This is a genomic window from Paenibacillus sp. JNUCC32, from assembly GCF_014863545.1.
Taxonomy (GTDB): Bacteria; Bacillota; Bacilli; order Paenibacillales; family Paenibacillaceae; genus Paenibacillus_AQ; species Paenibacillus_AQ lautus_A.
This window is the reverse complement of sequence record NZ_CP062260.1, coordinates 2,768,899-2,782,413: the sequence shown is the minus strand read 5'-3', so window position 1 is coordinate 2,782,413 and position 13,515 is coordinate 2,768,899. Positions and strand designations below refer to the sequence as shown.

General features: G+C 48.0%; 14 protein-coding genes. 9 read left to right on the top strand and 5 right to left on the bottom strand.

Annotated features, from left to right (window positions below; genetic code table 11):
* Positions 1-13: 13 nt before the first annotated feature.
* From JNUCC32_RS12255 to JNUCC32_RS12245, 3 genes are read right to left on the bottom strand one after another with little or no spacing between them, the layout of a single operon-like run.
* Entirely contained in the window at positions 14-1,096 is a 1,083-nt protein-coding gene (locus JNUCC32_RS12255) for a Ger(x)C family spore germination protein (RefSeq protein WP_192572224.1), read from the bottom strand.
* A 1-nt stretch (position 1,097) separates the two neighbouring features.
* Positions 1,098-2,192, bottom strand: a complete 1,095-nt coding sequence (locus JNUCC32_RS12250; protein ID WP_192572223.1) for a GerAB/ArcD/ProY family transporter — start codon at positions 2,190-2,192, stop codon at positions 1,098-1,100.
* Positions 2,185-3,519: a spore germination protein gene (locus JNUCC32_RS12245; RefSeq protein WP_192572222.1), complete on the bottom strand. Its 1,335-nt coding sequence runs from the start codon at positions 3,517-3,519 to the stop codon at positions 2,185-2,187. The genes JNUCC32_RS12250 and JNUCC32_RS12245 overlap by 8 nt, the downstream gene beginning before the upstream one ends.
* Before the next feature lie 149 nt (positions 3,520-3,668).
* Here JNUCC32_RS12245 and JNUCC32_RS12240 point away from each other — a divergent pair, with 149 nt between their 5' ends.
* Positions 3,669-4,349, top strand: coding sequence for an FMN-dependent NADH-azoreductase (locus JNUCC32_RS12240; RefSeq protein WP_192572221.1), 681 nt, complete (start codon positions 3,669-3,671; stop codon positions 4,347-4,349).
* 39 nt (positions 4,350-4,388) lie between these two features.
* On the opposite strand, the gene JNUCC32_RS12235 is transcribed toward JNUCC32_RS12240, so the two are convergent.
* On the bottom strand, positions 4,389-5,783 hold the full coding sequence (locus tag JNUCC32_RS12235) for a MocR-like pyridoxine biosynthesis transcription factor PdxR (protein ID WP_192572220.1): 1,395 nt from the start codon (positions 5,781-5,783) through the stop codon (positions 4,389-4,391).
* Between the two features lie 122 nt (positions 5,784-5,905).
* On the opposite strand from JNUCC32_RS12235, the gene JNUCC32_RS12230 reads away from it, so the two are divergent.
* Positions 5,906-6,889: a DMT family transporter gene (locus JNUCC32_RS12230; RefSeq protein ID WP_192572219.1), complete on the top strand. Its 984-nt coding sequence runs from the start codon at positions 5,906-5,908 to the stop codon at positions 6,887-6,889.
* 209 nt (positions 6,890-7,098) lie between these two features.
* Positions 7,099-7,449, top strand: a complete 351-nt coding sequence (locus tag JNUCC32_RS12225; RefSeq protein WP_192572218.1) for a DUF2512 family protein — start codon at positions 7,099-7,101, stop codon at positions 7,447-7,449.
* Positions 7,450-7,547: 98 nt separating this feature from the next.
* On the opposite strand, the gene JNUCC32_RS12220 is transcribed toward JNUCC32_RS12225, so the two are convergent.
* Entirely contained in the window at positions 7,548-8,054 is a 507-nt protein-coding gene (locus JNUCC32_RS12220) for a DUF3231 family protein (protein WP_192572217.1), read from the bottom strand.
* Positions 8,055-8,249: 195 nt separating this feature from the next.
* Between JNUCC32_RS12220 and JNUCC32_RS12215 the strand changes: the two genes are divergently transcribed.
* The 6 genes from JNUCC32_RS12215 (at position 8,250) to JNUCC32_RS12190 (ending at position 13,420) form a co-directional block, all read left to right on the top strand.
* The gene (locus JNUCC32_RS12215) at positions 8,250-9,104 is read left to right on the top strand and encodes a manganese catalase family protein (protein ID WP_192572216.1); all 855 of its coding nucleotides are present in this window, start codon (positions 8,250-8,252) and stop codon (positions 9,102-9,104) included.
* 211 nt (positions 9,105-9,315) lie between these two features.
* On the top strand, positions 9,316-10,299 hold the full coding sequence (locus JNUCC32_RS12210) for a phosphotransferase (protein WP_192572215.1): 984 nt from the start codon (positions 9,316-9,318) through the stop codon (positions 10,297-10,299).
* Between the two features lie 15 nt (positions 10,300-10,314).
* Complete coding sequence (locus JNUCC32_RS12205; protein WP_192572214.1) at positions 10,315-10,851, top strand: GNAT family N-acetyltransferase; 537 nt, start codon at positions 10,315-10,317, stop codon at positions 10,849-10,851.
* 194 nt (positions 10,852-11,045) lie between these two features.
* Entirely contained in the window at positions 11,046-11,606 is a 561-nt protein-coding gene (locus JNUCC32_RS12200; RefSeq protein WP_228468945.1) for an RNA polymerase sigma factor, read from the top strand.
* A complete protein-coding gene (locus JNUCC32_RS12195; protein WP_228468944.1) occupies positions 11,567-12,529 on the top strand; it encodes a hypothetical protein in 963 nt (320 codons plus the stop codon). Before JNUCC32_RS12200 ends, JNUCC32_RS12195 begins: the two co-directional genes overlap by 40 nt.
* A 108-nt stretch (positions 12,530-12,637) precedes the next feature.
* Positions 12,638-13,420, top strand: coding sequence for a hypothetical protein (locus JNUCC32_RS12190; protein ID WP_192572212.1), 783 nt, complete (start codon positions 12,638-12,640; stop codon positions 13,418-13,420).
* Positions 13,421-13,515: the final 95 nt, after the last annotated feature.

The following is a 13,515-nucleotide window of genomic DNA, read 5'->3' as shown; positions in this document are numbered from 1 at the left end:
CGTTTTTCGGGACCTACAGGCTCTTAAGATTGCCACGATTCTCAATGACGGTCGTAACGCTCAGCTTGAAATCCAGATCGGGATAATACGTCGTTCTCCAATCCTGCAGTTGTTCGCGGGTCAGGTGGTTTCTGAAATGTTGTCCCAAGGCCAGTATATCCGCTTGTTCTTTTTGCGTTTGCTTAAACATCTGATTCAGCCTGGTGGTGAGCAGTTCTTCCAGCTTCCCGTTGATCTGCTCTTCCGTCGGGTGTCCCCTGGAGTCCAGGATGGTGACTTTCAGCCTGAGATGGCTTCGAAGATAAGGTCTTCCATCCTTCATCCAGCTGCGATGGGTCAGCTTGTTGCTAATGATTTGAACGGTGGCGCTGTTCATAACCTCGACCTTCCCGAATGCGCTTTTTCCGTAAAAGGCATTGGCAACAAGGGTTTCGTCGGGCCCGATTCGGCCTGTCATCCTGCCATTCTTGATGATGGCTGAGCCTACGCATTCGATACTGGTGGATCTGCCTGAGCGAATGATCGGGACGATCACGTCGTGCGTATAGGAATGAATGCTTCGAAACATTTGCCATACGCGCGTGTCCGCCAGCTGGGGGTTCCATCCGGCGTTTTTTTCAAAAAAATCATATACGATGCTGCCGCTGTGCTCCGATTTCGCCTGCACCTTTGAAAAGAATTGATCAAGCTCTTCATCGCAGATCGCTAAAAGCGTTTTGGATGAGATGTCCCTTGACCGATTAAACGCGGAAATAATGTCTTCCATGCCCTTGCTGGCAAAGTTCTTATCCACGATGACGATTTTTAAATGCAGCAGATCCACCTGAGTCTCCATGTTCATGCTCATATGATCGATGATTTCATTGATGGTGTTGCCCGTATCCGAAACGATATTGACGGTGCTGGTTTCATTCGTGGCCGGAATGTCCAGAAACACCTTATATTGATTCTCCTCCGTTAACGAAATGCCCATGATCACCGGAAGCGAGCGATGGTTAATGTCTTTGTTATCCCAGCAGCCTGCAAGCAAGGGGACCAGGGCAGCCAGCATGAGAAAGCATTTCAAAGGATGGCGGATGTTGACCGGATTGTCCATTTCAGGTTACCTCCGTTGCACGGTTTGCTTTGTGCTTGTGCCGCCATCCGATAAGGAACGTGATCAGCGGAAGCACCAGGAAAATATACAATCGCAAAGGAATAATCAATACCTGCAAATTCTTGAGGTAATTCCAGTTGGGGATGGCCAAGGATATGGCAAACAGACCAGCGGTCAGAGCAATCAACAGGTAGATGCCGGGGACATTCGGGACAGCCTTCTGGGCTAGCGTCGCAAGAACCCATAAGGTCACTCCCAAGTACATCAGCGCAAACGCCATCAGGCTTAATAAGAAGAAAATCGTGATCCGATCAAACAACAGCCAGGTGATATTCACGGTATCTATGGTCATCAGCATAGGAAATTGGTATAACTCGGCGGTGGCTTGGCCAAAGGTCAAAAGCGGCAGATAGACCGATAAGAAGAACATGGGCAGCAGCAGAAGGCAGCCCAGCATCATTTTCTTGAGACTGATATGTATGGATGGAGGCAGCAATCCCAGGAAAAAGGAGCCGCCTGCGTAAACGAATAAACTGACCAGAAAATCGGGCTTTGCGATGAAATGAAAAGTTTGCTCGCGGTCAATGAGCGGCAGCAAGTAGTACCAGTCCACATTTTGAAAGCCTAGGCAGAGAACAAACAAAATGGGGAACATGAACAACACAACCAACAGGACGCTGGTTCGCGCCATGCTGGACATTCCTTGCCACGCCATGAGAAAACCAATCGCAATCAATAGCAGCTGAACCGCCCACAACGGCGTGCTCGATAAGAAGACCAAAGTTAACATCTCGGAATAGGCCCTAAGTGTTACGATGATAGCGATGCCGAAGTAAAAGAATGCAGGAAGCAATAAGATCCACGCCAGGTATTTGCCGGTGCTGCGGAACATATCCACGACATTCGGCTGGGCGGCCCATTTCAGACCTTTCATGTACATATAAAGGGCAGCTGCATGCAGCGCATAGCTGATGGAGATTCCGATCCAGTGGCCCGTGTCCATGCCGGAAAACATGTCGGAGGGATAGAGGAAAAAAATAAGTCCCATATGACAAATCACGTACAGGATGGTTGCTTGATAACCTTTCTTATCCATTTCGCTCATCCTTCTGATTCAATATTGGTAACGACAAGTAAGGAATCCCCATACTTTTCTGATGGCCCATATAAGCACAGATGACAACGATTCCAGCAAGCAATCCCAGCATGCCGTAGATGGCGGACAGTATGATCAGCAGATACTTGAACACCCGCACGGATACGGAGTTTTGGAAGCCTACCACCGTAGAAGAAGCAATGGTTGTACCCGCCAGCACGATAATCAACAGGTTGCTGACGAGTTTGGCGGATACGGCAGCTTGACCAAGTATAATACCGCCAACCATCGTAATGGTAGGACCCACGCTTTTGGGTAGACGGACGCTGGCTTCCAGGATCAGCTCCAGAACGATAAGAAGCAGCAGCGTCTCGACAAAGGCGGGATAAGGGACTTCCTGACGGCTGTTAGCAATCGAGAGGGCCAGTTGGAGCCGAAGAACCTCGGGATTGACGGATACCAGGGCAACATAGAGTCCGGGAATTATCGTCGCGATCAATACGCCGAGGATTCTCAAGAATCGGATCAGGTACATGAAGGGGAGGGGATAATTATGATCGTCCTTCATGCAGAACATATCCATGACAAGGCTGGGGATAATGATTGCGAACGGATAACGGTCAAGCATTAACACGGCCTTGCCCTGCTGAAGGGCGTGGGCTGCATTCTGCGGAAGTTCCGTCATGTTGAAGTTGGTTACGAGCGACCACGTGTTGACGCCAAGCATCTTTTCGAGCTGCTGGATATGATGAACATCCTGATCCAGACCTGATTTGATTTTTGCTTGAATGGATTGTAATAACCGGGGGTTGATCTTGTCTTCCTGATAGATTAACAATAAGGATTTGGGATGACTTTTTCCGACGGTGTACGTTTCCACGTGCAAGGACGATCCGGTGCAATGTTTTCGGAGAATGCCGATGTTCGTATTGATATCTTCCAGAAAGGCGCTGCTGGAGCCGTATAATGTGTTCTCGGTTTCGGGAGATGTGATGGAGCGGGTGACAGTTTTCGATATGGGAAGGACGGCGCAGCAGGCTCCGGACAGGGGTTCCAGAAGGATCAGGTGGCCCTTCTTGATTCCCGTCACAACCTCTTCCAAATCGGGTTCAACAAGCTCGCCCAAAATTTTAAGCAGATCTGCGGGCGGCAGGGCGGTTTCGGTTAGATTCGAGGTTTGGGTTTGAAGCGATGCGATGCTCTGGGGAAGATCCACCAATGAATCAAAACCGATCACCTGGACATGATATTGCAGCAATCGAATTTCAACATTGAAATAATCGGCATTCGCTTTGAAATATTCAGCCAGGCTTTCTTTGAGGTTCATTCCAGCATCCGCTCCCCGCCATTCTTGATACTAGATATCATTTCCATTACGGTCTCTGCTTTATGCATAAAAAGTACGGCCGGTTGATGTCACAATCGCATTGCCTTATTTGTCTATATGATGAATAGATTAAAAAGGAGAGAAATTGGATGGAAAAAATGCTCATTATTAATGCTCATCCGAAGGTGGAAGCAGCCGCCTCTGTCAGTTTACAGGTGCTTCAGCATTTTGTAGAGGCGTACACGAAATGGAATCCAGCAGGGATAATCGAACAGGTAGATTTATACCGCGATCATATACCTGCGATTGACTACAGGGTTCTTGAGGCATGGAGCAAACAGGGAAGAGGGGGGCCGCTTAACGAAGAGGAGCAGCAGATCACGGACCGGATGTCCGTCATCCTGAGGCAGTTTAAGGATGCGCGGAAGTATGTCATAGCCATGCCATTGCACAATTTCAACGTTCCGTCCAAGCTTAAGGATTATATCGACAACATCCTCATCGCGCGGGAGACATTTCGATACACGAAGAACGGTTCGGAAGGTTTGCTAACCGATGGCCGCAGTTTGCTGGTCATTCAGGCAAGTGACGCCATTTACACGAATAATGACTGGTATACCGAGGTGGAATATTCACATAAGTACCTTACATCCATGTTTAATTTCATGGGGATCATGGATTATCAGATCATCCGGGCACAAGGGAATGCCATTCTGGATCGAAGTCAAATTCTGGAGAAGGCTTTTCAGGAAGCCGAAACAGCTGCGAAGGCCTTGGCTATGGCGAAGACTTCGAATATAGAGCCTATACGAAGTGGATTAGCGGAATAGGAATGTATCATGAACAAGGCTGCCTGATGGCAGCCTTTTTTATAAGTATCCGTGATCCTTTAAATAAGCATGCAGGAGCATCATTCCGTCACGGATCTCGCCAGGCTCAAGATGGCCGTAGCCAAACAGCAGCTTGTTGGCGTGGAGACCTTTTTGAATGCTGTGATAATCCAGCGGCGTGATGCGTATTCGATCTTGCCTGATCCTCTGCCTGAAAGCCTCGTCAAAGACAGCCCCGGGAAACTCTACGGCAAGATGCAAACCGGCTGAATCTCCCCAAGAACGCCAATCATCTTCGAAGTGTTCATGTAATGAAGACAAGAGGACCTGCCTGCGTTCGCCGTAGATCTTACGCATTTTCCCGATATGCCTGTCAAATTTCCGGGTATGTAAAAATTCGGCCAAAGCAGCCTGTTCAAAAGGGGGATTCTGCACATCGGTATGGGTACGTAACCGGCCCCAGCTTTGTTGAAGCTGACGGGGAACCACCGCGTAACCGATGCGAAGCGCAGGGAATAGAACCTTGCTGAATGTGCCGACATAGACCACCCTATCGGGATCCATGGCATATAAAGGCGAGACGGAATCCCCGTAATATCTGAACTCGCTGTCATAATCGTCCTCAATGATATAGCTGTCGTTCTTTCTGGCGTAACGAATAAGGGCAGCGCGCCGATCGGCCGGCAGGATACCGCCAAGTGGAAATTGGTGGGAGGGGGTGACATACACGGGACCACTTGATTTGCCGCCCAGCAGATCTGTTTGCATGCCGCATTCGTCCACGGGAACTGGACGTATGCAATACCCTTTATTGATAAACGTCTGCAGCATCTCGATATTGCAAGGATCTTCAAACCATATCTCCTGACGGTCCCGATAGAGCAAATCGGCAAGGATGCTGAGCGCATGCGTCGCGCCTGCCGTTATGTATATATCCTGGGCATCCACGCTGAGTCCTTTGCTGCGATATAGCCATAAAGCGATTTCATTGCGCAGCGCCGGCAGGCCCTGGGGACCCGTATAACCCAACAGGGCGGAGCTCATGCCGCCAAGGGTTTTCGATGAAATCTGCTGCCATGCGTACCGCGGGAATAACCTCAGTTCTGGCTGGCCCGTACGAAAATCCGCTGCAAAGTCAGGAGGGCCTTCTTTCTGCGTCCGCGGTTCGGCGTCAGTCGGAGGTTCCAGCACGATGCCTGGGGCGACGCGCGTCGGCGCTCCTTGTCTGCTGACGACATAGCCCTCGACGTTCAGCATGTCCAGAGCTTCGTTGACCGTGGCACGAGACACGTTCAGATCTCTGGCCAATTGACGGGAAGAGGGGACGGCTTCTCCTGACGGCAGGTTTCCTTGAACGATCTTATCCCTTATGGCCAAATAAATTTGGCGTTTGAGCGAAACTTCGCTGTTCCGATCTAATTTGATTCCCCACATGCTGGCTCGACCTCCGACTGGTATGCTTATATTTGTGATCAACTGGCTCTTTTATCATACCAGTTAATTTCCTATGATTGTAGCATAGATTAGCGGCTATCGATTGGAGATTTCAAGGGGATGTGATCAAGTTGGAACGATGGAAAGGGATGCTTTATTTAATGGGGGCTTTCACGCTGGCAGGAACCTCTGTCATCACGGCGTGGCTGTTGAACGGAAAGTTAGGTACGTTTACTATAACGGCGGCCAGCTTATTGCTGGCTCTGTTATGCATGCTTCCTTTTTGCATGAAGGATTTGAGGAGAACGGTTGGCAGGCTGTCATGGGGTGAATGGGGGTATCTGTTTTTTCAGGCGCTCTTGGGTATGTTTCTGTTCCGGATGCTTCTACTGCATGGCCTTCTTCATACTAGCACGGCAGAAGCCGGAATACTCACGGGGACTACGCCCGCTTTTACCGTGATGTTGGCATTCATGTTCCTGAAGGAATCGGTTAGCGGCAGCAAGCTGGCAGGCATTCTCAGCACGGTAGGAGGCATCCTCGTATTACAAGGAATTCTCACGCCCGGCCTTTCTTTCAAGGTGCAGCACATATACGGGAACTTGCTGGTGCTCTGCGCGGCTCTAAGCGAATCCGGCTTTAACCTGCTATCCCGTATCGGTTCGGTGAAGCAAACGGCTTCCCCAAACCATGCCATGCATCCTGTAGTCCAAACGACGCTCGTCTCGGCGATCGCCTTCCTATTATGCTTGATTCCCGCAGGGTTCGAGGATCCTGTCAATTCTTTGGCCGCCATCGGGTTACGAGAATGGCTGGCACTGATATGGTATGGTCCGATCGTTACGGCCGTGGCGTTCATCATGTGGTATGCCGGCATCAAGCGCTGCCATGGTTCAACAGCTGCCGCTTTTTCCGGCATGATGCCTTTCACGGCTCTATTGTTATCTGTCATGGTACTAAAAGAACCCGCAGGATGGGAGCAGTGGGGCGGAGGCATTCTGGTCGTTCTCGGTATGTTCCTCATTGGCAGGCAGCAGGCCATAAGCCCTCCGTCGGCCAAACAGCTTCAGTCGGAACATGGAAGCCTCGCTGGAGTGAGGGAATAGGTTAACAAAAAGAAGCAGCGTTGATCGCTGCTTCTTTGGCTTGTGGATCGGCAAGGCTCAGCGTTTCAAGAGACTCAGGTGCCAACTGTCTGATTGACTGAGAGACCGCTTGCTGGGGGTTGTGTTCACCAAAGGAAAGTTTGAAAGGATAAAATTGGGTTATAGATTATACAAGCGGAGAACATAAATCAATGACAGGAGTGATCAGGATGGACAAGGTACTGGTTAAGCTATTGGTCCATGGCGCGATGATTACGGCCATCATCGTCGGGCTATCCAATGCCACGTTTGCATCAGCCGCGATTGCCGCGCTGGGAATAGGCGTTGCGTCTTATCTCGTGGGTGACCTATTAATTTTGCCAAGAACCAATAATATGGTTGCAACCATCGCGGACGCAGGACTGGTACTCGTCATGCTGTGGCTTATTAGTGAATTGGCGAACTGGACGCTGGAATTCCCAGTGATTCTACTCATAGTGGTGTTAGCCGGGATCTTTGAATATTTCTTTCACATCTGGCTCCTGCGTGATCATCAGCCTGTCAAGAAGCAGCAGGCTTAGTAGTCTGAGGCCAGTCAATTGGCAATAAGAAGTTAGAAATAGCAAAAACACTCTGAGCTGATAAAGCTCAGAGTGTTTTTGCTGTTTAAACGCCATTTTTATTCGGGTCTCTTGATTTGAAGCGGCGGCGGAATAAGCCAGCCTTTTTCTTTATTCATCTGAAGGATTCGCACACCTTGGGCCGTCTTGGTGAGATGATATTTAGCGAATAACGCACCGATATCCTCCCGGATCGATTGTCCCATGATTTGACTGCATGATACCAGTCCGAGCGAGGTATCCGCTGCGATTTTGGCCGCGATTTCCGGATCCGTGAATCTTGCGCCAGCCGGAATATCCTCAAGTTTGACAGGGGGTCTTTCGGGAAGCCCCGGTGCAGGCGGGATTCCGTTGTCGGTTAGCAGCTCGTCGGATTCTTTAATCTCGAGTTTCGCCTGATCCAGCAGATCATGAAGTATTTTTTTTAGGTCTTTATCTCCCGCGTGATTCAAATAAGCCTCGTAGCAGGAAACCATGCCCTTTGCCAGCATGGAGGTTTCCCAAACGCTAAAAATCTCCCCGTAATGCATGGGTTCATCCTTAGGGTTGCCGCTTAATATACCCATCCCAATCGCTCCTTTAATATTTATCCAAACAGAGTCATTATGTACAGGAGGTCATTGTTTCATTCTTTCAAAAAATCAGATTGAAGTTCTAGGAGAATTTGCAGGAAATCATTGTATCGGGTGCAGACGCATGGAAAAAGAGAGGCCTAGGCAAACTTGATACATGACAATTTAGAAGAAGCGGAGGATATGCATATGTATTTTTATAAAGAGGATCTGATCAACCTGATCGTTCCGGATAAACCAGATCCCGCAGCTGCCAAAGTCCTGCAAGAAACGTTAGGCGGCCGGTTCGGCGAAATGCGGACGATGATGCAGTTTTTCTTTCAGAGCAGCAATTTTCGAGGAAAGGCAACGCAGTACCGCGACTTGATCCGCGGTGTTTTTTTGGAAGAAATCAGCCATGTCGAATTGGTCCAACATACAATCAACCAGCTGCTTACCGGTGCTGGAGCAGAAGGAGCGGGAAACTCCGGGATGGACGCGGCCCCGCTGAACGAAGCGATCCAACATGCGAATCCGCATCATTTTATTATGGGAGCCCAAAGTTCTTTGCCTGTGGACGCCGCCGGAAACCCGTGGATGGGAAATTACGTGTACGATCACGGCAATCTGGTTGGTAATTTGCTCGATAATATTGTACTTGAATCTACGGGAGTGCTTCAAAAAACACGAATTTATGAGATGAGCACGAACAAGGCCTTCCGCGAAACGCTGGCTTTCCTCATCGTACGGGATAATGCACATCAAAATGCTTTTGCAAAAGCGTTGGAGACGCTTGGCGTGGAATGGGGCAAAATATTTCCCGTTCCGAATTATGACATCCATAAATACCCGGAATGTCAGAAATACGTTGATATGGGTTTCCATAACGCTCAGTTCAATTTCAGGTTGGATGACACACGCATCGGCGAAATTTTCAGCGGTCAAACACCTAGCAGAAACGGCGGAGAATTACAAGTGGTTCAACCGCCGGAGGGTTTCCCGTTACCTGTGATGCCGGAGCTGGCCAACGAGCACGCACCTGGTTTATACGATTTAAATCATTAAGTCTGCATCCGTTCGGATATGCAGGTTATTGAATAAAAAGAGGCAGTCATCGAGCTGCTTCTTTTTGCGTGCTTCGTCAGAAATCATGAGATCTAATTGTCATTTGTCATTATGACGTGCCACTGTTTATATAAAAATTAATTATAATCATACGGCCTATATATAAGAGTTTGTTTAGGATGATACCCTTGAGTGCAAGGAGGGATTTGGATTGAGTTTATTTCCTGTCACTTACTCGCTTCTGTCCAAACAAGCGGTAGGGTTACATATCCAACGCAATTATGAGATCGGTTCCGTTGTGAAAATTCAGTATTTCTTGCGGGGGATGAACGATACGTACGCAATAGAAACAGATGTTGATAAGTATATCTTCCGTATCTATAGGGCCGATCGAAGAAGCCGGCCTGACATCGAGTTTGAATTGGAATTGCTGCGGTTTCTCAGTGCGAACGGGATCAGCGTGTCAGAGCCCATTCCGGGAAAAGACGGCGCGTACCTTAGTGGATTTAACGTCATGGAGGGAACCCGGTACGGGGTTCTATTTCAATATGCGGAAGGACACGAGATGCCGATTCACGCCGCAGCGGACAGTTACCGGTTCGGTGAATCCATTGGCCATATGCATAAGGCGGCGGATCAATTTGAAAGTCGGTTTGCAAGGGAACGGCTGGATATGGAGTTTCTTATAAATCAGCCTTTATCCATCATCAGATCCTATATGAAGCATCGGTTAACCGATTGTAACTACCTTAGTGAAATGGCAACGGAACTAAAGAAACGAATTTCGGACCTCAAGGTTCAAGGTTTAGATTGGGGCGTGTGCCACGGAGATTTGCACGGCAATACGAATGCTGCATGGACAGAGGACGGAAAGCTGACCCATTATGATTTTGATTTATGCGGTTACGGCTGGAGAGCTTACGATATTGCGGAGTTTAGGCTGGCCAGAGAAATACATAGCAGACATGACCCGGAGGAAGTGGAAAGATTGTGGGACGCCTTTCTGAGAGGGTATTGTAGCGTCAGATCTCTCAGCGAAAATGATCTTGCTGCCGTCCCTGTATTCGTTGCCGTTCGGCAGCTTTGGCTCTTTGGTCTATGTTTTCGCGATTCGGAATTTGTGGGCATTGCCGACTTTGATGAAGGTTTTATAGATAGCAAAATGCAGTATTTCAAGCGTTTGGAATATGTCTAGGATGGAGGAAATTATATGAAAGTTACCGTGGAGTTAACCGACGCTTCCGCCAAATTTATGATTAACAATCTATATCCGCTATATTTGCATGATTTATCGGAGATATGGGAGTGGAAGCCGAATCGATACGGCGTCTTTGAGGATGACGATACTAGAACCTTATATGACCAGAATCAAGTTTTTGATATATGGTGGGAGAAGCCCTCGGTTTTGTTTCCCTATCTGATTCGAGTGGAAGGTATTCCGGCAGGGTTCGCCCTCGTCGCAACCCCGCCATACACTTTTGGCAGTGAATTTTACATGAATGAGTTTTTTGTTATGAAACCCTTCCGGGGTAAACATGTTGCTGAGAATGCTGCATCGCAAGTGTTCAGGAAGCATGCCGGCAGCTGGGAAGTCCAGACGAATGCCACCGATCGCAATAAGCGGGCTCAGGCATTCTGGAGAAAGACGATGCACAATAATGTTTCGCCCTCTCCCATGCAGGAATTTGTTGCAACGAGGGACGATAAAGAGATGCTGATCTTTCAGTTTGTATCATCGCGGGTGTAAAGTCCGACACACATATATGTCTTCTAAACAAAAGAAGTGATCGACATGGCGGAAAAACAATTCATACTTGAGGTATGAGTTGTTTTTTTATTTATGTTTTCGGGTGTCCCTTTTTTGGAAGATGAGGGGTTATACAGACGTAAATAAGATTTACACGGAGGTGCGTCTTCGAATTGGATTCGATCGAGGAGTACGTGAGACGTGTTAAGGCCGGAGAGGTGGATTGTTTCGAGCCTATCGTCGAAACGTACAAAAAACAGATTTACCTATATTGCTGCCGAATGCTCGGCTGCAAGCAGGATGCGCAGGATGCCGTCCAGGATATCTTCATCAAAGCGTTTACCAAGCTTTATACCTATGAAGCCAAAGTTTCATTCTCATCATGGTTATACAAGATTGGATATCATCATTGTCTCAATATTCTTCGTAAGCGACGGGTTCGCATGCGAGTAAGCCGACTGATCAAACCGGCGGGTTATGCTGATAGCGTGGAAGAGACGCTGGAGCGCAAGTGGTTTAGCGAACCGTTGGAATATGCCATGACCAAGCTCTCGGCAGAGGAGCGAAATCTGCTTGTGTTGCGGGTTTTCGAAGATAAACCATTTACGGAGATTGCGCAGATTCTGGATAAGAATCTAAGCGCGGTGAAGAAAAAATATGCTCGAATGAAACAGAAAGTCATCCAACTGATCCAGGAGAAGGAGGGGGCGGGGTTATGCGAGATTCGGGACAGCCGGAGCAAGATCGAATTCTGAGAAGCATGGAAATCCACTCCGTGGATGAAGAAGTAGACGTGACTCCCGCCATCATGCAAAAGGTGCGACGAATTCACCGGAAGAAACACGGAAGAAATGACGGCAATCGGAAGAAAACCTTAATGATTGCAATGCTTACTGCGATTTTGATTCTTTCGTCGCTTAGTGTTTACGCCAGTCATTATTTGATACAGATCAAGAACAAGGAAGGCGAAGTCATTCTGTCTACCATAAAGCCATGGAAATATTCCGAATCGGAATATAACGCCAAACGTGTGAAAGAGACGGAAGAAGAGCTGAGAAAGAGGTTAAAGCCGGGAGAACAGGCGGTATTTTATATCAAGGACCTGCACATGACGCCACTCGTCAAAGAACAACCTCTGAATTATTTTTATATGTTGACTAAGCATTCAAATTATCAGGAACTCGCAAAAGAAATCGAGGAAAAAGGCGCTCCCGTGCTTCAAGAGCCTGAATATGTACCGAAAGGGTATCGTTATGATTATGGACAGATTCAGATTAGGAACAATCCCGTATGGGGCACACCGGAGTATGAAACTCTTCTGAACGAACTCAAAGAGCAGGCAGAGAAGTCGGATGAAGAACGGGGACTGTTCTATAAGATTGTTCCTTGGTTCAAGATTGCATCTACAGGAATGGAATATCGTAAAGGCGAAAATCGGATCAAGATGGTAGCTTATGCCCGAGAGAAGGGCTCCAAGGCCGGGGTGCCCACAAACCAAGCCGTAAAAATAAAGGTGAAAGGGAAAGAAATGATTCTGTCAGCCAGTCCATCCAGCCCTTCGCGCAGCTTGACTTGGCTAAGCGACAATGAAGAGGTGCTGTATATAATTACGGATGACCCAAAGGATCCGTTGTCCAAGGATGAGTTTGCGAAGATTGCGGCAGGGCTTATTCCGTAAAGGCATCCGATTTTTTACAAAATGTCCCTTTTGATGACGGCAAGGTGTTATATGAGATGTTAATAAAACTCAAAAGGCTTTGCCGCCGAAAGGAGCACGAATGGTAACATGATAAAAAACAAGATGAAAGTCGCATTATTTCTCGCAGCCACGATGATGGTCGGATCCGTCAACGCATACGCAGCCAGTACCGAAAGCGCATCGATATCGAAGACGATATCTGCCAAACCGGAGAAGGGAATCGTTTCATATGACGATCAAATCACGGACTTGGTCGACAGGCTTAAGCCAGGTCAGATGATTGCCTACTATGCTGCCGATCAGGAATTTAACCGGACAGATCAAATCTACTTCGCATCCAAGGGCTTTGCTTTCACTAAGTATACGGATTATTTGGCGAAGTCGAAGGCAATGAGTGCACCGTCCCTGACCAAGCCTGCAGCCTTGCCGAAAGGTTACACTTTCAAGAACGCGGTTGTATACTTAAAGAGTCCTGAAAGAACGTCGAGCTTGTACAAGAAGCTGGACAAGGAATTGAAGGGGAGGGCTGGAAACGGCGAGAAGTTCGTGTATTCCGAGATCATGAAGGTAAATGAAGCATCCGCCGCGATTCTGAACTATGAAAAAGGCAAAGTAAAGCTTCAAGTCGTAGCGAGTGATATCGTTCCCGAACAGCCGATAGGCGGAACGCCCGTACCGCAGGAGAAACCGAACGAATCAAAGGAAACCATCGTCATTAACGGTGTCGAATGTGTCTACACCGCCGACTCGAAGGGAAGGGATCACCTGGATTGGGTGGATGAGGAGCAACAGATTCGTTACAGCATTTGGGCGGAAGACGTCAAGTCTGATATTCTTCGCTATGCCCAAAATATGCTTGCTCAAAAATAGAAGCTCTGCATTAGATCCGGTCGATGCAATAACCCATGTTTTTATTTTTTGCTCTAAAGTCTAAACTCTTTCATATAACAAGCATAGGATATTGT